Genomic DNA, 25179 nt, shown 5'->3' with positions numbered 1-25179 from the left:
TGAGGGGGTGCTGACCGGATCACGGCGAGGCACCTAGCACCATTACTGCCGGGTGCGATAGAGCAGATAGACGAAGAAGGGCGCACCCACCGCGGAGACGAAGACCCCGGCGGGCAGGTCCTTGGGCAGAAAGACCACCCGACCGATCAAGTCGGCGTAGAGCACGATCAGCGCGCCACACAGCGCCGCCACCGGCACCAGCCGTGCCAGACTGCGGCCGACCAGGCGGGCCGCCAGATGGGGCGCCACCAGGCCGACGAAGCTGAGCCCCCCGGCAAACGCCACCGCCGCGCCGGCTAGCGCCACGCTGAGGGCCAGCAGAATCAGCCGGCTTCTCAGCACATCGACACCGAGCCCGACGGCCACGGCGTCGCCCAGTGCCAGGGCGTCCATATGCCGAGCCAGGCTCAGGCACAGCGGAATCGCCACCAGCAGCCAGGGCAGCAGCGACAGCACATGGCGCCACTGGGCCGCATACAGGCTGCCGGTGAGCCATACGTAGGCGTGCAGCGCCGAGGCGTCGTCGCTGATCACGATCAGCAGGGTCGTCGCCGCCCCCATGGCGGCGGATAGCCCGATACCCACCAGCACCACCCGGCTGGGGTTGAGCCCTTTACGCCAGGCCAGCGCCACCACCAGCACGGTGGCCAGTACAGCGCCGCCCAGCGCCGCCAGCGGCAGCAGGTGGATGCTCAGCTGACTGGCAAAGCCGGCCAGAAATACCACCGCCGCCAGCGCCGCGCCGCTGGTGATACCGATCACATCCGGCGAGGCCAGGGGATTTCTGACGATGCCCTGGAGCACCGCGCCGGCCACCGCCAGCGCCGCCCCCACCAGCACCGCCAGCAGAATGCGCGGCAGCCTCAATTCCCAGACGATAAAGCCAATGTCGCTGGCCTGGGGCGCGGCCAGGGCTTTCAGCACCTCGATGGGTGGAGTGGGGAAGCTACCCAGCGACAGCGACAGGCCTGCGCTTGCCACCAGCGCAAGCGCCAGCAGCGCTACCAGGCGGCGATAGCGCCGGTTGGCCTGTTCTTGCGTATGGCCTTGTGAATGGCCTTGTGCATGGCCCGGTGTCTGATCCTGTGTGGCGGATTCGGCGTTGGCGCCAGACAAGCTGCTCATGCGGATACCTGCTTCTTGCGGGCCAGATAGATAAAGAAGGGCGTGCCGATCAGCGCGGTCATGACGCCGACCGGGATCTCCTGGGGCGCCATCAGAAAGCGCGAGGCGATATCGGCGACCAGCAGCAGCGTGGCCCCGAGCAGCGCACAGGCCGGCAGCAGCCAGCGATGGTCGATGCCGACCAGTCCGCGGGCCATGTGTGGCACGATCAAGCCGACGAAGCCGATCATCCCGGCAAGCGCCACCGAGCTGCCGGCCAGCAGGATCACGCACAGACCCAGGGCAAGCTTCAGGGTGCCGGCGCGCATGCCAAGGCCGGTGACCATGTCATCGCCCAGCAGCAGGGCGTTGGCCTGACGGGCGAGGGCCGCGGTGATCGCAAGGGCCAGGGCAAACAGCGGCAACAGCGGCACCACCAGTTCTAGCTCGCGCCCGGAGACCGACCCTGCCAGCCAGTACAGCACGCTCTCGAAGCTCTGCTGGTCGATGATCAACAGGCCCTGACTGAAGGACACGAACATCGCCGTCACCGCCACCCCGGCGAGCACGACCCGAAGCGGTGACAGCTCGCCGCGCCGGCCACGGCTGAGCGCCACCACGGCGAGCGCGGCGACCAGTGCGCCGAGCAAGGCCGCCCACACGTACTGACCGGGGGTGTGCAGCGGCAGCAGCGATACCGCCACCACCACAAAGAACATGGCGCCGGCGTTGATGCCGAGGATGCTTGGCGAGGCCAGAGGGTTGCGCGTCATGGTCTGCATCAGCGCACCGGCCACCGCTAGGCTTGCACCGGTCAGGGTGGCGATCACCGCGCGGGGCAGGCGTTCGCTGAGGATGATGATATGGCTGACCCTGCCACCGTTGTAGTCGGTGATGGCCTCAAGGGCGGTCAGCGGCGCGATCTCGGTGGTACCGAGGATCACACTGGCGCCGAACGCCGCCAGCAGCAGCAGGGTACCGAGGATCAGTCCGGCGGCCCGGGTCGAGGTGCGTTCCAGCATCAGGCCGCACCCTCGTCTGTTGTTGGCGACGGCTCTTTCACAGCTGAAGGCTCTTTCACAGCTGAAGGCTCTTTAATAGCTGAAGGCTCCTCACCCAGCGCGTCACCCCGCGCGCAGGAAGGGGAGAGCGCCTGCGGCGCCAGGCCGTAGTGGCGATAGAGGTCATCGAGCATGGCGTTTGCGGCGAGGATACCGCCGCCCATGATCCAGTTGACCGTGTCCACCTCGTACACTCGGTCGGCGCGGGTCGCGGTCAGCCGCTGCCATAGCGGGTGGGCGGTCCAGTGGCGGTAGGTGTTTTCGATCGCTGGGTCGTCTTCCAGCAGCACGAAGATGACGTCGGCGTCCAGCGCGGGGATGTTCTCTTCGCTGGTCAACTTCATGCCCCAGCCGCTGTCGTTGGCGGCGTCAGGCTGGCGGAAGCCCAGCTCCTCCAGGATGCTGCCGGCGAAGCCGGAGGAATACAGACGCACGTGGTCGCTCTTGAAGCGCACCACCGCGGCTTTCTGTGGCCAGGCGTTGCCCAGCGCCGTGGAAATCTTCGCGCGCAGATCTGCCACCCGGTCGTCCCAGCAGGCCAGCAGTTGTTCGGCCCTGGCCTCGCGCCCGGTCGCCGCCGCCACCAGCTCGAGCGAGTCCTTGAAGCCAGACACCGTGGACGAGAACACCGTTGGCGCGATCTGCTCGAGCAGCGGGCGCACCCGTTCGTGTCGAAAGCGGGTGGCGACGATCACCCCGGGATCGAGCCAGGCCACTTTTTCCAGGTTGGGCTGGGTCTCCAGGCCCACGTGCTCGACGCCATCGAGCGCCTTGCGCAGGTAGCGATAGGTCGGCTTCTCCATCCAGGCATCGACCACCCCGATGGGCGTTACCCCCAGCGCCACCGCGCTGTCCGTGCCCCCCTGATACAAGGTGATCAGACGCGGCGCCGAAGCCGAGGAGACTACCGTCGCAGCGGCCGCCGAGTCCGCGCTTACATCAGACCTTGTATCAGCCCTGATGTCGGCCTCGGCAGCGCCTGCAAACAACAGCATCCCGGCGAGCAGGGCGAGTGCCACAAAGGCCAGCACGCCGGCGAACAGCCCGAGCACCAGCAGCAGACTGCGCAGCACCGAGGGTGCCTGCCGAGGCTGGGGCCCGGAGCGGTGCGGCGGCTTGGGTGGCATGAGCGATGAAAATGGCGAGCGCGAGCCTGGTGAGGGTTGCGACGGCGGTCGCAGCGATGGCGTGAACGTCATGGGGATGATCCTTCACCTGTATTGGCGTGTCTGGCGCCCGACGAGTGGCCGATTTCTCGCCCCAGCGCCCAGGCCAGCGGCAGGCACAGCAGGGCAATGGCGGCCAGGGCGATAAAGGTCTCGTGCAGGGCCTGGGCGCTGGCCTCGGCGGCACTCACGCCAGCGGCGGTGACGCCACTGACGCGGGTGTCGTAGTAAAGCGAGAGCGCCACCAGACCCAGCGAGGCGATCAACCGCCTCGCCATATTGTTCATGGCCGAAGCCTGGGCCATGTCCCGGTCTGGCAGGGCGCGCATGCCCACGGTGGTGGAGGGCAGATAGCCGCAAGCAAGGCCGATACCACGCGTCCCCATCCACAGCCCCACTACCCAGGCTGGCGTCGCCGACGACATCAGCGCCAGCCCCGCCAGACTGACAGCGGTCAGCACCAGGCCGGCGAGCAGGCACCACTGGGGCGGGTGGCGGTCGATCATCCTCCCGGCGATGGGCGAAGACAGCGACGCCATCAGGGCCGTGGCCAGAAACACAAGCCCGGTGGTCAGCGGACTCGCCCCGAGCACCTGGTGCATCCACAGCGGCACCAGCAGCACGCAGCCGAACAGGATGATGGACTGCAGGCAGGCCAGGATGACGCTCAGGCGAAAGGCGCGGTGTCCAAACAGGGACAGCGACAGTAAAGGCGCCGGGGTGCCCTGAGCTGCTGTTGGGTCGGCTTTCCGTTCCTGCATTCGCCCTGCCTTGAACTCCATACTCCGTTCGACCACCACGAACCCTGCCAGGGCGGCAAGTCCGAGGCCCAGGGGGACGAGCGCCGAGGGCGTGAGCAGTTCGGCCAGACTGTCGATTCGGCTCAGCGAAAACAGCACCGCGCCCATACCGAGGGTGATCAGCAAAAAGCCCGGCAGGTCGAAGCGCCTGGCACGGTTGGGCGCCTCCCGATGGAGGCAGCGCCAGCCCACCACCAGCCCCAGCAGCGCAAAGGGCAGATTCATGACGAACAGCGCCCGCCAGTGGCTGACCTCCAGCAGCAGGCCGCCGACGCTTGGGCCGATGGCCGGCGCGATCATCACCGCAAACCCCCAGATGCCGCTGACGCGGCCCCGCTGTTCGGGCGGGTAGGCGGCGAAGATCAGCGCCAGCGACAGCGGCATCATCAGTCCCGCCGCCATGCCCTGGACGCCCCGAGCGATGATGATGCTGTCTAGACTGTCGGCCATGGCGCCGAGGCCAGAACCGGCGATAAAACCGACCAGCCCCAGCAGATAGATCACCCGTCGGCCGAAGCGATCGGCCAGATAGCCGGTCAGCGGCATGGTCATGGCCATGCTGATCATGAACAGGGTGATGACCCAGTTCACCTGGCTGGCGCTGGCATCGAAGGTCGCCATCAGCTCCGCCACCGCCAGGTTCAGCGCACTATTGTTGAGGCTGACGGTAAAGGTGCCCAACAACACGCTGACCAGCACCCAGGCGCCCCCGACGCGGGTCTTCGACGAGGCATCGGAAGAGAGCTCAGCACCCCGCGACGCAGGGGCCTTGGCGAGTGTGTTGGTGGGCCGGGCCTGGAACATGAACCGTCTCACAGTCCTGGAAAGCGGAAATGCGGAGGGGCAAGAGCATGCCATGATGCAAAAGCAAATGCAATTCATTATCAAATGAGAGAAATGCTACCCGAAGTCGTCACGCCAGGTGAGCGACGCCACCAGCCTGAAACCATAAGCGCCGGACCCGAAATGGCCCGGCGCTTGGTGGGGATGGGAATTCCGTGGACGAATATTAGAAGTCCATGGTCCAGCCAAGGGTGAAGGTCCGTCCCCGACCCTGATAGTCGTACAGGTACTCCGGACCGTAGTAGGGCGAGTAGAACATCGCCGCTCGCTGTCCCCAGACGGTGGAATATTCTTCGTCGAGCAGGTTGTCGATACCCAGCGTCAGACGGCCGATATCGATATCCTGTGCCAGCGCCAGGTCCACCGTGGTGTAGCCGTCGATCTGGCGGTCATCGTCATCTTCCAGGTTATGGGCATGGTTGGCCTGCAGGCGGGCGCTGCGTCCTGCCGCCATGTCCTGCCAACCGACGAAGGCCGTAGCGGAGGACAGCGACGCATAGCGGGCGTCACGCTTTTCCCAGCTGCCGTTCTCGTCTTCCTGCTCCGAGCGCACCAGATGCAGGGTGCCGCCGACCTCGAAACCGCCGTCCAGGAAGCGGGTCACCGCCGCCTCCAGGCCGTAGTCGCGCTTGTTTTCCTCGACCACGCTGACCGACAGGTCTTCGGCATTTTCCACCGCCTTGTCGGACCAGGCGTAGTAGATCGCCGCCTGGGTACTCCAGTCGGCGTCATTGAAGCGCCAGCCGAGTTCCACCTGGTCTGTCTTGATGGCGTCCAGCGGGTTGTCGTCGACGCTGACATCGGCGCTCTTGCCGTAGTACTTGGCCGGGTCCGGCAGCTCAAAGCCCTGGCTGAACTGGATCCAGTTCTGGTGGCCGTTGCCGTAATCGTAGAGGGCGCTTGCGTTGACCAGGGTGGCGTCATAGTCATTCTTGCCACCCGGTACGCCGTTGAAGTCTTCGACCTCGACGTCCATATGCTGCTGGCGCACCCCGGCGGACAGGGTCAGACCGTCGGTGACCCGCCAGTCGCCCTGGGCGAAGCCGGCGTAGCCGTCGACCTCGTAGCTTGGATAGCGCGGGCCGATCTCGCGCTCTTCCTGGACGAGACCGCCACTGGCATTCGAGGTGGCGATGTCGAAGTACATCTGGTCGGCGTCGAAGGACTCACGGTCCATGTCGAGGCCATAGGTCAGCGACACGCGCTCGCCCAGCTCGGCATCGAACAGCGCCTTGATACCGCCCAGATCGGTATCCTGCTTGGAGGCGCGGAATTCGACGCCCTGAGTGGTGGCGTAGGGGAAGGCATTGAAGCTGGCCTCTTCTTCCCGATAGAACGCCTGCAGGTAGAAGTCCTGACCCAGCAGGTCGGCGTGGTGGTACTGCAGGTTGACCATGCGACGATCCGTCTCGGGATCGCGATCCGACGAATAGCCGTCGCGGATCTCGGCGCCTTCCAGATTGCCTAGCGCCAGGTTGGGGAAGTAGAGCCCACGGTCCCCTTCATAGGCCGAGCGGTATAGCTGAGCGCCAAGCGTCAGCGTCTGCTCGGCGCTCAGCGCCAGATCGACGCTGCCCATGATGTCGATGGAGCGATTGTCCTGCAGGTCGGTCTGGGCGATGTCCGGGAATATCTCGTCGCCGCGCCCGTCATAGAAGCGTCCATTGTCCTGATAGGCCACCGCCAGACGTCCCTGAACACGCTCGCTGCCGCCACTGATCGACTGGGCCAGGCGGAAGTCGGCGTCGTCACTGTCATTGAATCCGCTGGTGACGCTCGTCGCGGTGGAAAAGTGGCGACCGGGGCCGTCACCTTTCTTCGTCACGATATTGATGATGCCACCGGTGGCGCCACCGCCATAAAGACTGCTGGCGCCGGACAGCACCTCGACGCGCTCTATGTTGAACGGGTCGATGGCGTCGAACTGGCGCGACAGGCCCCGGGAGCTGTTCAACGAGACGCCGTCGATCAGCACCTGCACGCTGCGGCCACGCATGTTCTGGCCATAGTTGGTGCGTCCCTGGGGGGCCAGATCCAGCCCCGGTACCAACCGGCCCAGCGCGGTCTTGAGGTCGGCTCCCGTCGCGATCTGAGTCTCCAGCTGCTGCTGGTCCACCACCCACACCGCACCGGGAATCTCGCTGATCGACTTCGGCGTGCGCGAGCCGACCACCACCATGGTCTCCTGGGATTGGACAGCTGCCTCGTCGGTGGCCGCCCTGGCGTCGGTGCCTGGCTGATCGGCGCCAACCGCCTGCGCCCAGCTAAGCGACGGAGCAGCGGCCAGCAGCAAAAGGCCTGCACCGAGGGAAAGTGACGCTGACAAGGGAGAGCCGCCATATGACGTAACGCCGGTGACTGGCGCAGTAGTAACGGGCCGCGGGCGTGTGTGGATCTGGGTCGGAATCTGGGAAGGCATGGAATGATCGCTTGGCTGATGTTGACCGGCTTGTCGAGACGAGCCGATGGGACAGGGCGGACCGGGCTTCTGGCGGCCCGTCTCGCGCCACCTGCCGAGGGAGCTGCGTGTTGCCCGTGGGGCAGGTGTGCAGCTTCGGCAGCGGCAAGCAATATAGCGAATTGTGAAAATAATGCGAAGCGTTCGTATTCAATTTTAAGATTTGTGCAAGTCAAGCTCCCCCCCTCGCCGACCAGAGGCACAAGGCGTAGGCTGGATGCATCTACCACGCGACGATCAGGAGGCCTGATGGCACGAGTAAAGATCCTCAAGCAGGGCACGATCCACTGCTTTCCTCCCGGCCTGCGTGACGACCAGGGCGAGCTGGTCAACGCCGAGATTTCTGCGGTGGCCTACGACGGCGAGCGACTGTTGATGGCCAGCGACAAGCCGATTCCCGGCCACGAGCGTTCTGCCGCCTTCAGCCTGCCGTTGACCGCCGATGGTCCCGACGACAGCCGCATCGACTACCTGACCCAGCAGACCATCAAGGAAGCGGTGAAGTATGAAGACTTCGCCCTGACCACCGATGGGCGCCACATGATCGCCACCACCGGTTTCGATCGCATCGACGACGAGACCCACGAACTCAACGCCTACAACCACCTGCTGATCTGGCCACTTCACGAGCCTGACCGGGTCCAGGTGGTGGACCCCGACCCCCGCGACGGTGTGGAAGGCTCGCTCGAATTTCGTCGCAAGATGGACGCAGCCGTAGGCGAGCCCTACTACAAGATCGAGGGTCTGGCCGCGATCCCCGGGGAGCGTGGTGATGGCCTTTTGCTGTTCGGCATCCGCGAGCAGGGCAAGGCCCACGATGACTTCGACTACGTGCGCCGGGTCATTGGTGCCCACTACATCATCAACGACGACGACAACCTGGAGTTCGTCGACGCCCTGCACGATGTCTTCAGCTTCGACCCCGGCGAGTACGACGGCGTGGAGCACATCTGTGGCCTGTCGAGCCTCGAGTACGACCCCTACCACGGCCAGCTCTACCTGCTGACCAGCTTCGAGACCGAAGAAGGCGACGACGAGATCATCGGCGGCTATCTGTGGGTGATGTCGCTGCACGACTTCCGCCAGGGCAGGGCACCCACCCTGGTACGCGACGAGAACGACAAGGTGCTCGAGTTCGAACACAAGGCCGAAGGCCTCGCCGTGCTCGACCGCGAGCGGCTGTTCGTCGCCTACGACAACGACCGCAACTACGACCTGCACAGCGTCAGCGAACGCGATGAACGCCGCTGCTGCGAAGCCCCCTACACCATCCTCGGACTGGTGCAGTAGGCACGAAGCGGTTCAGGCATGGCACCACGCCACATCGAACCAGGATGCGGAGACGGAGACGGGATAGCCCTGGAGTGGAGTAGAGAGGGATAGAGCGTGAGAAGGAGCAGGGCGATGCGGGTGCAACCGCGGGTACGCCTGCGGTACACCCAGCCGCCAAAACCGGACTTCGAGGCGCCGGAACGATGATGCGACAAGGGCTGTGATGCGAGGAAGGGCACAGCCAAAGCGCCTCGAAAGCCGCCATACTGACCAGTGGCAAGCGTCCACCCGAAACCCGCTAGCCTACGGCCGCAGCTTTCGCTATCATACGCCCGCGCTGATAAGGGCCTATAGCTCAGTTGGTTAGAGCAGGGGACTCATAATCCCTTGGTCGCTGGTTCGAGTCCAGCTGGGCCCACCATAAAAATCAATCGCTTAGAAATTTTCACTGGTGAGCCCCATAGTCCAAGGGTACAGTTTCGGTACAGTGCCGATCCTTCAGTCCCCTGGAGTTTTTTATGGCCACCATCGTCAAGACCCCCGCCGGAAGCTGGAAAGCCGTCATCCGCAAAACCGGCTGGCCCACCACCGCCAAGACCTTCCGCACCAAGCGAGATGCCCAGGACTGGGCACGCCGCACCGAAGACGAAATGGTGCGTGGCGTCTATATCCAGCGCAGCGCCTCGGAGCGCATGACGCTCGAAGCCGCGCTCAAACGTTACCTGGCCGACGTTACCCCCACCAAGAAGCCCAGCACCCAGAAGAGCGAACGCCACAAGGCCAACACGCTGATTGAGCACCTGGGCAAGTATTCCCTCGCAGCCCTGACGCCGGAGCTGATCGCCAACTTCCGTGACACGCGGCTTAACAGCCTGGGGCGCCGGGGGCAGCCCATCAGCGCCAATACCGTGCGTCTGGAGCTCGCTCTGCTTGGCCATCTCTATACTGTGGCCATCCAGGAATGGGGCCTCGGCCTGACCTACAACCCCGTCCAGAACATCCGCAAACCCAGTCCTGGAGAAGGCCGCGACAGGCGCCTGAGTCCTGATGAGGAGAAGCGTCTGTTCGCCGTGCTACGTCAGCACAGCAACCCCATGCTGGCTTGGATCGCCAGAATTGCCCTGGAGACGGGCATGCGCTCCTCGGAGATCCTGACCCTCACTCGCTCCCAGGTCGACGTGAAACGCCGCGTGGTGCGCCTCACAGACACCAAGAACAACGAAGCCCGCCTGGTGCCGCTGACTCAGGCCGCCACGGAGGTGTTCAAGCAGGCGCTGAACAACCCGGTGCGCCCGCTTGACTGTGATCTGGTGTTCTTTGGTGAGCCTGGAAAGGATGGCAAGCGCGGCCCTTACGCCTACACCAAGCTCTGGAACCAGGCCAAGAAGAAGGCCAGGCTCGATGACTTCCGCTTTCACGACCTACGTCATGAGGCCGTCAGCCGCTTGGTAGAGGCGGGGCTATCCGATCAGGAGGTCGCCGCGATCAGTGGCCACAAGTCGATGCAGATGCTGAGGCGGTATACGCACCTTAGAGCAGAAGACTTAGTGGCAAAGCTTGATTGTATACCATAGTGAAAGTTCATGGTATCAATAGAAGTTCCATTTGATTAAATCGATCTTAACAGCCTAGGGAGGGGTTGAAGTGTTGGAGTCATTTTATTCATTCAGTCTAGGTTCTCCAGTGGCATTTCTTTCGATGCTGTTGGCAGTTTTATCATTGGCTTTTTATTTTCATAGAAGAGCTGGTTCTTCTTATGGTGTCTTGAATAGGGTTTATGCGTTGTTGATGGGGGGAGGGGAGTTCTATAACGAAGAAAGGGTATACGGATTTAATGGTTGATGGGGCACCTTCACCCCATCAATCTGATACCACCCTCAGATGGTTGATAGATCGACTCCGTAGTTGAGTTCCTCTGCGAAGTCCGGCAGTCCGTAACCGATGGTTTTCTTGTAGAAAGGAGAGACCTTCGCAGTCGGTGCCTTCTTCTTGTGCTTCGTGGTGTAGAGCATTCGTGCCCGCATCACCTCGAAGGAGTAACCGCGCCCTTCACGGTTCTTGTCCTTGGCCAGTCGGTTGATGGACTCCGTGTAAGCGTTGGTGACGGGCATGTCCGTCTCGAAGTAGGTCATGGTCTCTTCGCGCCAGTTTCCCACTGCCCTGACCAGATCGCTCCAGACTTCCTTTTGGCCCTTCGGGATGGTGGCTATCCACTCGTCCAGGGCGGCTTCTGCCTGGAGCCGTGTGGTGGCGTCCCAGATGCCGTAGAAGCGCTCCTTGTGCTCGTAGGCGGCCAGCAGTTGCGGGAACGCGCCTGTCCAGGTCTCCATGATGAGGCGCTCCCGGTCTGAGACTTCGTGAGCGCGTTTCAGCAGGATTTTCCGGTCTCCCTTGAGAGTCCGGCTCTGGGACGGTTTCAGCTCCTTTCTGAGGCCCTTGCGCACTCTCTCTAGGGCATCGTTGGCCATGCGCACCACATGGAACTTATCGACCACGATACGGGCCTGGGGCAGCACAGCCTTGACCGCTGCCCGGTAGGGGTTCCACATGTCCATGCTGACGATCTCGACCTTCTGCCGGTCTTTCAGCTTCATCAGGTAGTTGGTCACCACGTCCTGGCGGCGGGTGGCCAGCAGGTCGAGCAGGGTTCGCTCCTCAATGTTGGTCAGAATGCAGCGGTAGCGCTTGTTCAGGTATAGCTCGTCAATGCCCAGGATGCGGGGCGTCTCGAAGCGGTGCCAGCGCCCCAGGAACTCGGCGCGGGCGTTGAAGATGTCGCGCACCGTCTTCTCGTCCAGGCCGGTCTGTGCCGCCACAAAGGTGTAGGGGTGGTTGAAGGATTCCTTCTCCACGTACTCATGCAGCCGCAGTGTCATACGGAATCCGTCCACCATCTCCGGTAGCTGGGGCCTGAATGTTGTCTTGCAGGCCCGGCAGGTGTATCGGCGGCGGACCACCCAGAGAGTGACCCGCTTGCCGTGGATGGGCAGATCACGATAGGGAACGTCACGCTTGCCGAACCGTACGAACTCACCCTGCACGCCGCATTCCTCGCAGGCGATGGGATCGGGCACGTCCACCTGGAAGTGCATTTCGTCGTCGGTTGATTTGCAGCCCAGTACTTGGTATTGCGGCAGGTGAAGGATGTTGTCGGGAAGTTCGGTCATGGTGTTGTATAGGCGTAGGTGTCAGTCAGATCCATCCGGCTCGGCATTGGTGTTTGCTTTTTTACCCAACAAGCTGCTGGAAACGAAAAGTAAGGCACCGAGGACAATTGCAATATCAGCCAGGTTGAAGGCCGGCCAATGCCAGTCTCGCCAATAGAAATCAAAGGAATCCACAACATAGCCGCGAAAGACCCGGTCAATCAGGTTGCCCATGGCGCCACCGAGGATAAGACTGTAAGCGATGGCTTCTCCTTTATGACGATTTTCAAGGATCAGCTTGATCAGAAAAATCGAGACCACTACCGCGATTCCGATAAAAAAGTAGCGCTGCCAGCCTCCACCATTCGCAAAAAGACTGAATGCGGCACCGGTGTTCCATAGGTGCACCCAGTTAAAGAACGGGGTCACCGAAACATACTCGCCATAGGCCATTGATTGCTGCACCAGCCACTTTACAGCCTGATCAGACGCTGCCAGCAGGCCCGATATGGACAATAGGGCATACGGCGAGAGCTTTTTGCCAATAATGAGCATTATTTAACCCTTCAACGCCAAAATGCGTCTGGCACCGTTAAGTACAATGCCCCCCGCGATGGTGCCGATAATCAGATCCGGATAATTGGAACCGGTCCACGCGACCAGGGCGCCGGCGGTGATGACCCCCAGGTTGATCACCACGTCGTTGGCCGAGAATATCCAGCTTGCCTTCATGTGCGCCCCGCCTTCCCGATGTTTGGATATGAGCAGCAGACAACTGGTATTGGCAATCAATGCGACGAATGCGATAGCCATCATCACCAGCGATTCAGGCTCACTACCGAATACAAAGCGTCTCACCACCTCTACGAGCACGCCCACAGCCAAGATCAGTTGCAGTACACCAGCAAGATGCGCGGCACGTACCTGCATTTTCACGCTATGTCCAACCGCATAAAGGGCAAGCCCGTACACCGCCGCATCGGCAAAATTGTCCAGGGATTCTCCAATCAGGCCGGTGGACTGGGCGATCAGACCGGCAGTCATTTCCACCACGAACAGAAGTGCATTGATGCCGAGCAACCAGCGCAGGGTCCCGGATTCTTGCTTAGCAGAAGCTGCCGAAAACTCGGCGGCCTTGATGGTCTCCGGATTTGCAGCGACGGTTTCCTGAAGCGAGGCGCCTAGCCCCAAGGTCTTCAGTTTCGAGGTGACGGGCTCGACCTCGCCGTCATGCACGACCTTCAGCCGGCGGTTCGACAAGTCGAAGGACAGCGCCCGAATCTCCTCAAAGCCGTTCAGGGCTAGGCGAATCATTCGTTCTTCTGATGGACAGTCCATCTTCGGCACGGCATAAACACTGACCCATCTCCCTGGCGCCTCGGAGGAGGCCTGTATATCGGTATCCGCTGCGGACGTTGCATCACCGCCACAGGCGCCACCACAGGATTTGCTCATGATACGACTCCACTTGAACAATGTTGTGGTACCATTTAAAACTATAAAGCTACTATAAGGTCAATAGAGTAAAGAATCCGTTGGGGAGGAGGCTGATGCGCATTGGTCAGTTGGCGCAGTTGGTAGGGGTCGAAACACAGACGATCCGCTTCTATGAACAGCAGGGCTTGTTGCCGCCGCCTGATCGGCAGGACAACGGTTACCGTGTCTATACCGAGAAGCATGGTGAGGGGCTGGCCTTCATCCGTCGCTGCAGAATCCTGGGCCTGTCACTGGCTGAGATTCACGAACTACAGAGCTATCAGGACGACCCTCATCAGCCTTGTACCGCCGTCAACGCCTTGCTCGATGATCACATCTCTCATGTGCGGTCGCAGATAACCGCTCTGCAAGCGCTTGAGAAACAACTCGTTTCACTGAGAGCGAGTTGCAACGATGACCGGGAAGTTGAGGCGTGTGGGGTTCTTGCTGGAATTAGCGAAGGAAACATGCACCAGCAGTAGGTGAAGCATCAACCAGATAATCCGATGAGATGCCGGTCTGTCTCACTCTCATGCAAAGGTAAGATCAACCATTTAATCCGCTTACCCGTTTTTTTGATATTTTTTTGGAATATGCTTATATCCTTCATAATACTATGATTTGGAAGAGGTTCGTTGGGAAGTAGAGGTGACAATGTATTAAAAGGTTTTCCTTATCTGTTTACATTTTTTCGTCAAAATATATCGTTTTGATTGTCGCAGTTCCTTGGGCTGGATTTGGTTCGTTGAATTCTGGCTAGCATAGATTAACAATTTCTCCGTCGAAGGTTGCTTTATGGAGGTGTGGTCATGCGTGCTGAGGAATATCTTATCCAGCGCTTCGGGCTTTTGATGAGTATTAATGACCTTGCTGATTTGCTGGGTCGCTCACCTGACGGTGTACGTGTATCCCTTTACACAGATACTGACGTGTCGCGAAAACTTAAGCCGACAATGGTGAAGGTGGGGCGTCGTGTGTATTTTCGGACACTTCAAGTCAAAGATGTCTTGAACCTGGATAACTAATGAGCGTTCAGGCAATTTCTTGGGCCTTGGAGCAGCAGGTCGTGACTGATGCCAGCGCCCGTCATGTTCTCGTGGCATTAGCCAATCATGCAGACAATACGGGTCGAGATGCTTATCCAAGTGTTAATTTGCTCTGTCGCTATACGGGGCTGAAGCGCCGAACAGTGTTGGACAAGCTCAAGTTGCTACAAGATGTAGGTGTGATTGTGAGAGGAAATCAACGTATTGCTGAAGCGAAAATAAAGCGAGCTGATCGGCGCCCTGTAGTATATGACATTCGCATTGATCTTGGGTTTGATAAATTCTTAGTAACTGATGAGGAAGAGAACGGGCACCGGGGTGAAGGGTCTGCACCCCGCAGAAAATCACGGGATGCAGATGCTGCACCTCGTTTCGATGACGGGGTGCAAATGCCTGCGGAGCGGGGTGCAGATTCTGCACCCAAACCGTCCTTAACCAAAAACACACACACTCACATGGACTGGCCATGTGACAGCCCTCGTGAAAAGTATCAGTTAGATTACGATTGGAAGCCGAATCTAGATATGTTTTACGAGTCTTGTCTTCGCCGAAACATGACTGAGATTGTCAGTCCTAGTCCTGAGGAACTGGCCAATTTCGTTGGGCATTACTCAGAAATGGATAGGTGTCTTACCGACAGGGGATGGAATGACCTGCTTGCACGTTGGTGTTCAGAAAACCGAAAGGGGGAGGCTAAGAAAAAAAGAGCGAAGTCGAGTTTTTGTAGAAAATCTTACTCTTCTAACGCTGAAGAAAATAAACCGGATAGTAACCGTTCCATGTCAAAGTCCCAGGCCTCAGAAGATTATAGAGCTGAGCTTCCTCGAGCCGAGTTAGCAGAGCACCTAGGACGGAGAAGGGCGGATCTCATTGCCAAGCGTTACGGCAGTGACAAGGTTGGAGCTCCTGCAGTAGAAGAAATGCGAAGAACCCTCCGCACATAGGATTCAAGCGGCGCGGAACGGGGGTGATGGCCCCGACCGCGCCTAACCACGACTGCCTGCATAGGAGGCATACATGGCTAACAGACAGGGTATCACACCCGTCTTCACCGACAGTGGCCTGTCACGGCTGTACCGATCACACGCTGTCGAACAGCACGCCATCCAGAGTGAGATTCAAACTCTGGCAATCATCGCCGGTTACGCTTGCGATTTTCTCACCGAAGGGTTGGAAGCCCTTCCCGAAGACTTCTTCACCTGTATCGAGGAGATGAAAGAGGTGATGGAGTCCATCGACCTGAAAAGTCTAGATTTTGAAAAACGGTCGCTCGCGCTCCAGAGAACAAAGCGGCGTCTGGAGGCCAAGGCGACCCGCCAGAATCGTCAAAAGGAGGTTTGATCATGAGCATCACAATTTCGTGCGCACGAAAAATCGCTGGTGTCGCTCTCGCGGCCACCGTTGGTCTTTCGCAGCCAGCCATGGCGGGCGGGATTCCCGTGATCGACGTGTCGAGCCTGACTCAGCAGATTTTGCAGGTTCAGCACATGCTTAACCAAATCGAGCAACTGAAAAGCCAGCTCGAAACGGCCAACAAGGAGTTGGACAGCATGAGCGGGGTTCGTGGCCTGGGCAACGTCATCGACTCGGCCTATGACACCGCCGTGAACGTCGATCCTAACCAGGTGCTGAGTGACGCCGGTATCAGGGGTGCGAGCGAACACGGCCTGTTCGGTGACGTGGCGGACCTGTACGACAGCGGCAACCAGAACACGGCGACCTGGCTTGGTCAGTCCCAAAAGTCCCTGGAACAGGCTCAGGAGCGTTTCAGCGAGCTGACCGGCTTGGTGGCTGAGGTCAACAACAGCCCGGACCAGAAAGACATTCTGGACCTCCAGGCCCGTATCGGCGCCGAACAAGTCATGCTGCAAAACGAGATGGCCAAGCTGTCCATGCTCCGTTCGCAGGCCGAGGCCAACCAGGCCATGCACAACCAGCGCGTGCAGCAGATGCGCGTCGCGTCATCAGGGGAACCGTTCGAACTTGATTGGTAAGGAGGCCTTATGGATGTCAGGAAAATTTCGTGCGCACGAAATATTGCCATTGTGGTTCTGATCAGCTTTGAGCTGACTGGGTGTTTTGATGATACCCCGGATACTGGCCCGGTGCAGACCGTGGACTGGTACAAAGCGCATGACAATGAGCGCAAGGTGACCCTGGAGACATGCGGCAACAACCCTGGCGAACTCCAGGAGACGCCGAATTGCATCAATGCACTCCAGGCAGAACGGGCACTGTCTAGCGGTGAGCCCTTCGAACTTGACCTGTCTAGCCTTAAGAGCGAGGAGGACTCATGAACCTGTTTGAAGGCATGTTCTCCGTCGTTGATCAGGCACTGGACCAGTACATCATCAACACGGCTACTGACCTCATCGCTTACATCACTCCGATGTTTACCAGCATGTTGATCGTCTGGATTGCCATCTGGGGCTATTTGATGATGTTTGGCAAGGTCAGTGAGCCCTTGCAGGAGGGCGTTTTTCGCATCCTTCGCATCGGCTTCATCATGACGCTGGGGCTGACGGTCGGTACCTATATGGGCGTCGTGGTGGACGTACTGGCTCACGGCCCTGAAAAGGTAGCAGCAGTCATCACGGGGTCCAATGGAGGCGCAGCGGCCATTTTGGACAGCCTGTTCTCCCGCGTTCTCGCCGTAGCTGATCAGGCCTGGGATAAAGCGGGAGTCATGAGTGGTGATTTCGGCATGTATCTGGTGGCAATTCTGATCATGGTGTTTGGTGGTGGTGTTGCCATCGTAGTGGCGTTCCTCTTACTGGCCAGCAAGGTCGCTACCACAGTGCTGCTGGCAATTGGTCCGCTCTTTATCATCGGTCTGCTGTTTAACAGCACCCAACGCTTTTTCGAGAGCTGGTTGGGCATGGTGATCAATTTCGGCATGCTGCTGCTTTTGGGCTCAGCCATTGGCCGAATGGTCATCGATGTCAGCGAAGCGTTTATGAACATCGTGGAATCCTCGGCAGGCAGCATGGCCAGTATGACCACAAGTGCCTATCTGATTGCTTTTTTTGCCCTTGGAATCCTCGTGCTGAAGCAGGTGCCGGCCATTGCTTCTGCATTGGGCGGTGGTGTGGCATTGGCAACTCAGGGCGCTCTGGGCTCTGCTATGTCCGCGATGCGTCCCTCAGCAATCCGCCGTCAGTATCGCGGCGTTCAACGTGATGCACGCTTAGCAGGCAGTGCGGCAACCTCTCCTTACCGTGGCGCCAAGTCTGCCTATCGTGCCTACCAGAAGCGTTTCGGTGCTGGCAACACGATGACAGGAGGCTAAGTCATGAATACCAATATCAAGTGGTTAGATACCTGGCGCGCCCGTGTGGCGCGGGTAAAGCGTGGGGTGGGGCTGGTCATCTCGGGCCTGTTACTGGTGGTGGGTATCCTGTTGTCTGTGGCGTTGCTCCCTGAACTGCCTGGTTTGGTCAGCGTCGCTCTTGCTGGCGATGGCGAGGCTGCTCGTACCCTGTTTGTCTGTGTGGCCGGTATTGCCGTGTGTGTTCTCCAGTGGCTTTGGCGCGCAACGATATATCCCGAGCTTCGGCGTGATCCACCTCAGAAGGAGACCTCATGAGCTACCGGCGCTTGACACCCGAAGAGATCGAGGACCTGCGAGCTGAGATGCGCGCTTCTGGACAGTGGATGAAAGCTGAGCTGGCCAAGCGTCGCCGGGAGCACGGAGAGACGGGTGCGGTTGAGACAAGTGCCTCCCCTATTACTAATGGCGAAGCCACCCGATCAGCCCCAGGCGATGAGCAGTTTTGAGACAGGTCCGTCCGTATTACTAATGGCGAAGCCTAACGCGTATCCCCGTGCTTGATAGCCTCGCCCGAGAAGCAGCCATTTTTCTTACGTACGAAAAGATTGGATGGGGTTGGGACTAGGGCAGGATTCGCGGGCTGGTACCACAACGTACCACTGGTTGTGGGAGCCATAGGAGGTCGGCGAGATTTCGTGCGCATGAAAAATCCACGTGACTGTGGCCTAGGGCAGGATTCGCGAAGTGTCGGCACATGGTACCGCCGTCCTGAGTTGATCGCGCCGCAGAGGGTCTTCCCGAAGTCAAAATTTCTTACGTACGAAAAGTGTGGGTGGTTTTGAGGCTAGGGCAGGATTCGCGAAGTGCTAGCAAAACGTACCAAGGGCCAGTAGTAGCCATCGTGGCAAGTTGGAGAAATTTCTTACGTACGAAAAGTGACCGTGATTTTGGGCTAGGGCAGGATTCGCGAAGTGTCAGCCGTTGCCGGCAGCGTGCTGGCATTTGGTACCACACTCGATGGGAAGTACATGATGAAAGAGGACGAGATGACAGAAGTAGCAGTGGTCAAAACCAGGCTGACATCAGCCGAGAAGGAAGCCTGGCAACGCCTTTGTGAGGCATCTGGCCGTTCGGAGTCAGATGTGCTGCGGGAGATGATTCAACGCGTTTGTGGCGAGAGCATCGCCGACGAGGGGCGAGATATGATGCGAGGCCCCAAGTCCTGCAAGTTATCGGTTCGGCTGACTCGGCAGGAGCAGGAGTTGATCACAGAGCGTGCCACCTATGAGGGGTTTCCGAATCGCACTCGTTGGGCTTCGGCTCTGATTCGGGCGACGCTGCTACGTCAGCCGGTCATGAACGAAGATGAGCGCTCGGCCTTGATCCAAGCATCTTTCGCACTGACCGACGTCATTGAAAACGCTGGCGGTACCCAGCTGGGTTTGCCTCGCATGCGGATTAAGGATCAGGGCCAGGGAGAAATCAGCATCAAGGAGCTACAAGACAGAGTGCGGGAGGTTAATGAGCGCGTAATGGTACTGGTTTCCAGTGGGCGCAAGCGTTGGAATCTGGTGTGAGCATAGGAGAATGGAAATGCCGAGATATAGCTTCAAGGTCGATCCGTGCCCTCCGGAGGAAGGCTATGGCTGGGTCCTAAGGTACTTTGAGGATGATTGGGAGATTCCAGGATACGAGGTGTTTTCTGCACCTCACGATGTTGGATGGATGAAGAGGGTCGAGTACGAGAACGCCAAGTTTGCCGGAGAGCTATGGGTCGAAGAGATGATCGCGGCATATGGCGGGGATTCAGGAGGTCGTCCAGAAAGCGAGTCGGATAGTACGCAGTTGAGTTTCAAACTCGATGAATGATAAGTGCCACGCCAGGACCGCAGCCTGCCTCGACCAGGATGGCTCCCCATGCCCGCTGTGGCTGGCACATGAGCTTCAGGTGATGTTATAGCAGTCAGTAGCGTGCATAATTATACGGTGCATGTATATTGAAATCTCTATAACTACTTGTTTATAAAAAGGAAGTTTGTGGGGAATGCTGGTCTACAACGCCACCAAGCAGCAGTTCATCGACGATGTACGAGCCAACGTCATCACCGACGCCATCGAGAACGAGGTGGCGCGCAGACTGAACCGCAACTCGCCGCGCAGTGAGGTGACGTCCTGGGAGAACTCCCTTCGCTTCATGATGAGCGTGCTGCTCGATGAGGGCATTCCCGCATCGGCGGGAGTGGCCATCGAGTACAACATCCCGCTGACCAATCGCCGCGTGGACTTCATCCTGACCGGCAAGAACCACCAGCGGGACGATGCCGCGGTCATCGTGGAACTGAAACAGTGGCAGTCCGTCGAGGTAACGAAGAAGGACGCCATCGTGCGTACCCAGCTGGGCGGTGGAGTGCGCGAGACCAACCATCCGTCATATCAGGCATGGTCCTATGGCGCGCTGATCGAGGACTACAACGAGACGGTACGCTCCGAGTCGATCCGCCTGGTGCCCTGCGCCTACCTGCACAACATGAAGCAGGGGGACGCCATCAATGATCCTTTCTATGCCCACCATACGAGCCGTGCGCCGGTCTTTATTTCGCAGGATGCCTTGAAGCTCTCGGAGTTTCTGAGCCAGCACATCAAGTACGGCGACAGCAACGACATCATGTATCGCATCGAGCACGGTGTGATCAAACCGAGCAAGAACCTGGCGGATGCCCTGGCCTCGATGATGCAGGGCAACGCCGAGTTCCTGATGATCGACGACCAGAAGCTGGTCTATGAAACCGCCATCGATCTTGCGCATCGCGCGGCCAGCGGGAGCAAGCAGTGCCTGATCGTCAAGGGCGGGCCAGGCACCGGCAAGTCGGTGGTGGCCATCAACTTGCTGGTGGAGCTGACGAAGCGTGAGCTGATGACGCAGTACGTCTCGCGTAACTCGGCCCCGCGTGAGGTCTTCAAGAAGAAGCTGACCGGCACGCGCAAGAAGACGCACATCGACAACCTGTTCAAGGGCTCGGGCAGCTACGTCAACGCCGAGCCAGATACCTTCCATGCGCTGATCGTCGACGAGGCGCACCGCCTGAACGAGAAGTCGGGCATGTATCAGAACCTCGGCGAGAGCCAGATCAAGGAGGTGCTCGCCGCGTCACGCTTCTCGATCTTCTTCATCGATGAAGCGCAGCGCGTGACGCTGAAGGACGTGGGGACGGTCGAGGAGATCCGGCGGCGGGCAGCCGAGTGCGGCGCCGATGTCCACGAACTCGAGCTGGCGTCGCAGTTTCGCTGCAACGGCTCGGATGGCTATCTGGCCTGGCTCGATCACGCCCTTCAGATTCGCACAACGGCCAACACCGACCTGGAGGACATCGACTACGACTTCCAGGTGTTCGATGACCCGAGTGCCATGCGCCATGCGATTCTCGAGAAGAACCGCAAGGCCAACAAGGCCCGCATGGTGGCGGGCTACTGCTGGCCCTGGTCCAGCAAGAAGGACAAGCACGCCATGGACATCGTCTTCCCCGAGTACGGCTTCGCAGCCCAGTGGAACCTCGATGACGACGGCATGCTGTGGGCTATCGCCGATGGATCAGCTGAGCAGGTCGGCTGCATCCATACCTGCCAGGGGCTCGAGTTCGACTACGTCGGCGTCATCATCGGGGACGACTTCGCGATTCGTGACGGTCGCGTGGTGACAGACGCGGCCAAGCGGGCAGGGCAGGACCGCTCGGTGCATGGCTACAAGAAGATGCTCAAGGAGCAGCCCGAGCATGCCCGTGCCCTGGCGGACCAGATCATCAAGAACACCTATCGCACGCTGATGACGCGGGGCCAGAAGGGCTGTTATGTCTATGCCACGGACCCCGAGACCCGCGAGTACTTCGCGGCCTTCGCTCGTTCGCAGGCAGCCACCAAGCATATCGATCAGGCTGAAGAGGCCGAGACGCTGGATGGCTTGCACCTTCCCATCGTGACGCGTGATGAGGCAGTGCCGTTCGAGCGCCATGTGCCCGTGTACGACCTGAGCATCGCTGCCGGCGAGTTCAGCGAGATGCAGATCGCCGAAGCCGAGCACTGGGTCGAGCTGCCGGACTTCATGCGCGCGAGCCCCGACCTGTTCGTCAGCCGGGTAGTGGGGGAGTCGATGAACCGGCGCATCCCCAATGGCGCCTGGTGTCTGTTCCGTGCCAACCCCGGCGGCACACGGCAAGGCAAGGTCGTCGTAGTGCAGCATCGCGCCATCGAGGACCCTGACCACGGGGGCAGCTTCACGGTGAAGCAGTATCAGAGCGAGAAGGTCGAGGAGTACGGCGATTTCGTGAACCAGCGCATCGTGCTGAAGCCCCAGACCAACGCCTTCGGCTACAAGGACATCGTGCTCGAGGACGAGCTTGAGGACCTGAAGGTCATCGGTGAATTCCTCTCCGTGCTGTGAGCGAGTGGGCGGCCGGATCGCCGCCTATGCCGATGCTGGCTGGATAGCGAGCGGCTGAGCAGGCATGCTTACCGCTATCCGATACCGCAGAACCAGGTGAGCCCTAGATGTCAGACCCGTTCAAGCAGCTCCGTGTCGCCATGGACCAGTTCGCCACCGAGCGCGACTGGGACCAGTTCCACTCGCCCAAGAACCTGGCCATGGCGCTAACGGTAGAGGCAGCTGAACTACAGGAGTGCTTCCAGTGGCTGACCGAGGCGCAGTCCAGAGAGCTGGATGAGCCGCAACTGGCCGCCGTGCGCGACGAAATTGCCGATGTTCAGCTCTACCTGATCCGGCTGGCGGGCAAGCTGGACGTGGATATCGAAGCGGCATGCAGGGCGAAGATGGAGAAGAATGCCGAGAAATATCCCGCCGACCAGGTGAAGGGGAGTGCAAAGAAGTACACGCACTACCAAGACTGACGTGATGTGTGGCCGCTTTGTCCCCTGCAGTGGCCTTCTCTGCCTGGCTTCTGCCCTCAAGCTTCCTCCCGCTAAATTTGGGCTCAAGCCGGGCCGGAGACTCAGCTTTCGGTTTATATTCTGTTGTAGAAGCGGCCCTGAATGGCGATTTTGTGCTTGAAGATAAACCAACGTGGTTTATTCTTCACTCTGAAGACGGAATTTAAGGCCGCTTTTTGACGTGAAAATAAACCAGCTGCTGCACAAGATCCCGTATGGCGCCGTCGTTACGACCGCCTGGCTGGCATCACACGGCGTCACCTCAGATCAGGCGCGTAAGCTGGCCGGCAGTGGCTGGCTGCAACGCGTGGGGCACGGCGCCTACTGCCAAGCGGGAGAGCCTCTTACCTGGGAGAGCGCTGTTTTCGCCCTGCAGGCGAGCGACGACACGGGAATACCACCGCTTTGGCCGGGTGGCCAGACAGCCCTGGCACTGCATGGCGTTGTCCACTATCTGCCCATGGGTGAGCGCACGACGCACCTGTATGGCAAGGAGGCCACTCGGCTGCCCCGGTGGTTGAGTGACGCCGAGTGGGCAGGGCGGATGGTGCTCCACTCGGAAAAGGGCCTGCCAGTGCAGCTTCCCGGCAGCTTCACGGACTACGTGCCGGCTAGCAGGGCCTTCAGCTTGCAGGTATCGACCCCCGAGCGAGCGGTGCTGGAGTGGATCGCCGTGACGCCGAATGCGCTGCTGTTCAGCAGTGAGCTGGTGGACACCTTCGGCGGCCTCAATACGCTGCGTCCGCGTCGGCTGCAGGCATTGCTGGAGGGGTGCCGTTCGGTGAGAACCAAGCGGGCTTTCCTGGTGCTGGCTCGCCACGCCGGACATGCCTGGTATGGTCGTCTGGAACCACGCCGACTGGACCTTGGCAAAGGCAAGCGGCAGCTCTGCCAGAGCGGCAAGCTGGACAGGGAATATCACGTGACGGTGCCGGAGGCGTTCCTGCATGCCGATTGACGCTCGCTACCACGAACAGGTCAGGCTGCTAGTCTCGCTGCTGCCATTTCTCAATGACGAGCCGTGCTTCGCCCTGAAGGGCGGTACGGCCATCAATCTCTTCGTGCAGCCATTACCCCGTTTATCGGTCGATATCGACCTGGCCTACCTGCCGCTGGAGCCCCGTGACGAGGCACTGCGACGCTGTCGCGAGGCGCTGAAGCGACTGGCAGGGACCTTCAGCGCCAGACTGCCGGGCGTGCGCGCCGAGCTTCAGGATAATCGCCGAGACGAGCTGAGGATCCTGGTACGCCGCGGCCGTAGCCAGGTGAAGGTCGAAGTATCGCCGGTACTGCGTGGCACCCTGCACCTGCCGCAGGAGCGCGATGTCGTTGAAGCCGTGGAGGACGAGTACGGCTTCGCTGCGCTGCGGGTGGTGTCGCTGCCGGACCTGTATGGCGGAAAGATCTGCGCCGCGCTGGACCGCCAGCACCCCCGGGACCTTTTCGATGTAAAGCTGCTGCTGAACCAGGGCGGCCTGGATCGAAGCGTATTCGAAGGCTTCCTGGTCTATCTGCTGGGGCATCCCAGGCCCTTGAATGAAGTGATCAATCCGCGACTGAAACCACTGGATGACGTCTACCGACAGGAGTTTGTCGGGATGGCCAGGGTTGACCTTCCTTTGCAGGAGCTGGAGGACGTCCGGCACGAGCTCCTGACGCGGTTGGGCCAACTGATGACGGATGAGGATGTTCGCTTTCTGCTGTCGTTCAAGCAGGGAACGCCCGATTGGACGCTGCTTCCACTGTCAGGGGTTGACCGGATGCCTGCTGTGCGCTGGAAGCTCGCCAATATCCAGAAGATGGGGGCTGACAAGCACCGTCAATCACTTGAGCTCTTGGAGCAGGCTCTGGGTAGTCTTCGGAGCTAATGCCCAATAGCCCTGCGGCGTACCGTCTTAAGTAGACTTCTCCTTATATCCTTTAAACGCTAGGCTGTTACGCATAATTACGCTAGGCGCAGGGCATGACATGGCGAACACCAGGGAAGCCCAGTTCCGACGGGACATCATCGAGGCCATGACGGCCCATGGCCGGAGAGCCAGCACGGCCGGCGGCTGCGACCTTAAGGGGAAGGACGTCAGCGAGTTGGAGCTGACCCATTACCGCCTCATCAAGCGCGAGGAGAAACGCCTGAGCCTGGAGGAAGCCGAGGGCGACTACGGCCTCACCCCGGTCAGTGACGTGGGCTCAGGCAAGTCCCACGACCCCGAGAAGCAGCGCCTGGCCGAAATCATCGATCGGCTCAACGATCTCTACGGCGCCGAGGTCAGCGAAGACGACAAGCTGCATTTCGCCAACGGCATCGCCGACCGCATTGAACGCGACGAGACCGTGATGGCCCAGGTGCGTAACCACAGCGAAGACCAGGTGATGCATGGCTTCATCCTCAAGGCGCTCACCGACGCCCTCAGCGACCGCGAGAAGCTTAGCATGCCGCTGCTGGAAGATGAGGAATGGTCGACAGTTCGCGTCTCTTCATGTTCCGGAAGCTTAAAATGGATGGGTTGAGTCATGGATTATATGCGAATCCTTAATGCTATTTTTATTAAGACGTTACCGCTAATATAGAAAGAATGAATTAGCTATGTCTAGCTAGCA

The 25179-nt window shown here is 59.9% G+C and carries 25 protein-coding genes and 1 tRNA gene; 18 read left to right on the top strand and 8 right to left on the bottom strand.

Going from position 1 to position 25179, the window contains the following annotated elements:
* Positions 1-42: 42 nt before the first annotated feature.
* From NFG57_RS15290 to NFG57_RS15270, 5 genes are all read right to left on the bottom strand, one after another.
* Complete coding sequence (locus NFG57_RS15290) at positions 43-1125, bottom strand: iron ABC transporter permease (RefSeq protein ID WP_348814695.1); 1083 nt, start codon at positions 1123-1125, stop codon at positions 43-45.
* The gene (locus NFG57_RS15285) at positions 1122-2126 is read right to left on the bottom strand and encodes an iron ABC transporter permease (RefSeq protein ID WP_348814694.1); all 1005 of its coding nucleotides are present in this window, start codon (positions 2124-2126) and stop codon (positions 1122-1124) included. Before NFG57_RS15285 ends, NFG57_RS15290 begins: the two co-directional genes overlap by 4 nt.
* Positions 2126-3364, bottom strand: coding sequence for an iron-siderophore ABC transporter substrate-binding protein (locus NFG57_RS15280; RefSeq protein WP_348814693.1), 1239 nt, complete (start codon positions 3362-3364; stop codon positions 2126-2128). The genes NFG57_RS15285 and NFG57_RS15280 overlap by 1 nt, the downstream gene beginning before the upstream one ends.
* Positions 3361-4935 carry an MFS transporter gene (locus NFG57_RS15275; protein WP_348814692.1) on the bottom strand — a complete coding sequence of 525 codons (1575 nt, stop codon included), beginning with the start codon at positions 4933-4935 and terminating at the stop codon, positions 3361-3363. Before NFG57_RS15275 ends, NFG57_RS15280 begins: the two co-directional genes overlap by 4 nt.
* A 205-nt stretch (positions 4936-5140) precedes the next feature.
* Positions 5141-7300, bottom strand: coding sequence for a TonB-dependent receptor (locus NFG57_RS15270; protein ID WP_348814691.1), 2160 nt, complete (start codon positions 7298-7300; stop codon positions 5141-5143).
* Between the two features lie 381 nt (positions 7301-7681).
* On the opposite strand from NFG57_RS15270, the gene NFG57_RS15265 reads away from it, so the two are divergent.
* From NFG57_RS15265 to NFG57_RS15255, 3 genes are all read left to right on the top strand, one after another.
* The gene (locus tag NFG57_RS15265) at positions 7682-8722 is read left to right on the top strand and encodes a hypothetical protein (protein ID WP_348814690.1); all 1041 of its coding nucleotides are present in this window, start codon (positions 7682-7684) and stop codon (positions 8720-8722) included.
* Positions 8723-9048: 326 nt separating this feature from the next.
* Positions 9049-9125: transfer RNA gene (locus NFG57_RS15260), tRNA-Ile, on the top strand.
* Between the two features lie 97 nt (positions 9126-9222).
* Positions 9223-10278 (top strand): site-specific integrase, encoded by a 1056-nt coding sequence (locus NFG57_RS15255; protein ID WP_348814689.1) that lies wholly within the window; start codon positions 9223-9225, stop codon positions 10276-10278.
* A gap of 303 nt (positions 10279-10581) precedes the next feature.
* On the opposite strand, the gene NFG57_RS15250 is transcribed toward NFG57_RS15255, so the two are convergent.
* From NFG57_RS15250 to NFG57_RS15240, 3 genes are read right to left on the bottom strand one after another with little or no spacing between them, the layout of a single operon-like run.
* The gene (locus tag NFG57_RS15250) at positions 10582-11871 is read right to left on the bottom strand and encodes an ISL3-like element ISPpu12 family transposase (protein ID WP_004574636.1); all 1290 of its coding nucleotides are present in this window, start codon (positions 11869-11871) and stop codon (positions 10582-10584) included.
* A 21-nt stretch (positions 11872-11892) separates the two neighbouring features.
* Positions 11893-12405 carry a signal peptidase II gene (gene lspA / locus NFG57_RS15245; protein ID WP_004863699.1) on the bottom strand — a complete coding sequence of 171 codons (513 nt, stop codon included), beginning with the start codon at positions 12403-12405 and terminating at the stop codon, positions 11893-11895.
* A 3-nt stretch (positions 12406-12408) separates the two neighbouring features.
* A complete protein-coding gene (locus NFG57_RS15240; protein ID WP_004574643.1) occupies positions 12409-13305 on the bottom strand; it encodes a cation transporter in 897 nt (298 codons plus the stop codon).
* Between the two features lie 95 nt (positions 13306-13400).
* Here NFG57_RS15240 and cadR point away from each other — a divergent pair, with 95 nt between their 5' ends.
* The 15 genes from cadR to NFG57_RS15165 all read left to right on the top strand — a co-directional run bounded on the left by cadR (position 13401) and on the right by NFG57_RS15165 (position 25089).
* On the top strand, positions 13401-13808 hold the full coding sequence (gene cadR / locus NFG57_RS15235) for a Cd(II)/Pb(II)-responsive transcriptional regulator (protein ID WP_004364961.1): 408 nt from the start codon (positions 13401-13403) through the stop codon (positions 13806-13808).
* Between the two features lie 327 nt (positions 13809-14135).
* Positions 14136-14351, top strand: a complete 216-nt coding sequence (locus NFG57_RS15230; RefSeq protein ID WP_348814688.1) for a plasmid-related protein — start codon at positions 14136-14138, stop codon at positions 14349-14351.
* Positions 14351-15316: a helix-turn-helix domain-containing protein gene (locus NFG57_RS15225; protein WP_348814687.1), complete on the top strand. Its 966-nt coding sequence runs from the start codon at positions 14351-14353 to the stop codon at positions 15314-15316. The genes NFG57_RS15230 and NFG57_RS15225 overlap by 1 nt, the downstream gene beginning before the upstream one ends.
* A 73-nt stretch (positions 15317-15389) precedes the next feature.
* Entirely contained in the window at positions 15390-15713 is a 324-nt protein-coding gene (locus NFG57_RS15220) for a hypothetical protein (RefSeq protein ID WP_348814686.1), read from the top strand.
* Positions 15714-15715: 2 nt separating this feature from the next.
* Complete coding sequence (locus tag NFG57_RS15215) at positions 15716-16366, top strand: type IV secretion system protein (RefSeq protein ID WP_348814685.1); 651 nt, start codon at positions 15716-15718, stop codon at positions 16364-16366.
* A 9-nt stretch (positions 16367-16375) separates the two neighbouring features.
* Positions 16376-16669, top strand: a complete 294-nt coding sequence (locus NFG57_RS15210) for an EexN family lipoprotein (protein WP_348814684.1) — start codon at positions 16376-16378, stop codon at positions 16667-16669.
* Entirely contained in the window at positions 16666-17661 is a 996-nt protein-coding gene (locus tag NFG57_RS15205; RefSeq protein WP_290311372.1) for a type IV secretion system protein, read from the top strand. Before NFG57_RS15210 ends, NFG57_RS15205 begins: the two co-directional genes overlap by 4 nt.
* A gap of 3 nt (positions 17662-17664) precedes the next feature.
* Positions 17665-17958, top strand: coding sequence for a hypothetical protein (locus NFG57_RS15200; protein WP_348814683.1), 294 nt, complete (start codon positions 17665-17667; stop codon positions 17956-17958).
* Between the two features lie 656 nt (positions 17959-18614).
* Positions 18615-19220 (top strand): hypothetical protein, encoded by a 606-nt coding sequence (locus NFG57_RS15195; RefSeq protein ID WP_348814682.1) that lies wholly within the window; start codon positions 18615-18617, stop codon positions 19218-19220.
* A 16-nt stretch (positions 19221-19236) separates the two neighbouring features.
* Positions 19237-19512 (top strand): hypothetical protein, encoded by a 276-nt coding sequence (locus NFG57_RS15190; protein ID WP_348814681.1) that lies wholly within the window; start codon positions 19237-19239, stop codon positions 19510-19512.
* A 175-nt stretch (positions 19513-19687) separates the two neighbouring features.
* Positions 19688-22078, top strand: a complete 2391-nt coding sequence (locus tag NFG57_RS15185) for a DNA/RNA helicase domain-containing protein (protein ID WP_348814680.1) — start codon at positions 19688-19690, stop codon at positions 22076-22078.
* Positions 22079-22185: 107 nt separating this feature from the next.
* On the top strand, positions 22186-22542 hold the full coding sequence (locus NFG57_RS15180) for a nucleotide pyrophosphohydrolase (RefSeq protein ID WP_348814679.1): 357 nt from the start codon (positions 22186-22188) through the stop codon (positions 22540-22542).
* Between the two features lie 220 nt (positions 22543-22762).
* Positions 22763-23539: a type IV toxin-antitoxin system AbiEi family antitoxin domain-containing protein gene (locus tag NFG57_RS15175; protein WP_348814678.1), complete on the top strand. Its 777-nt coding sequence runs from the start codon at positions 22763-22765 to the stop codon at positions 23537-23539.
* Positions 23529-24449 carry a nucleotidyl transferase AbiEii/AbiGii toxin family protein gene (locus tag NFG57_RS15170; protein WP_348814677.1) on the top strand — a complete coding sequence of 307 codons (921 nt, stop codon included), beginning with the start codon at positions 23529-23531 and terminating at the stop codon, positions 24447-24449. The genes NFG57_RS15175 and NFG57_RS15170 overlap by 11 nt, the downstream gene beginning before the upstream one ends.
* Positions 24450-24549: 100 nt before the next feature.
* Complete coding sequence (locus NFG57_RS15165) at positions 24550-25089, top strand: hypothetical protein (RefSeq protein ID WP_348814676.1); 540 nt, start codon at positions 24550-24552, stop codon at positions 25087-25089.
* The last annotated feature ends 90 nt before the right edge of the window (positions 25090-25179 follow it).

The organism is Halomonas sp. H10-59, assembly GCF_040070555.1.
Taxonomy (GTDB): Bacteria; Pseudomonadota; Gammaproteobacteria; order Pseudomonadales; family Halomonadaceae; genus Halomonas; species Halomonas litopenaei.
The sequence above is the reverse complement of the archived record's forward strand: the minus strand, read 5'-3'. Positions and strand labels throughout refer to the sequence as shown.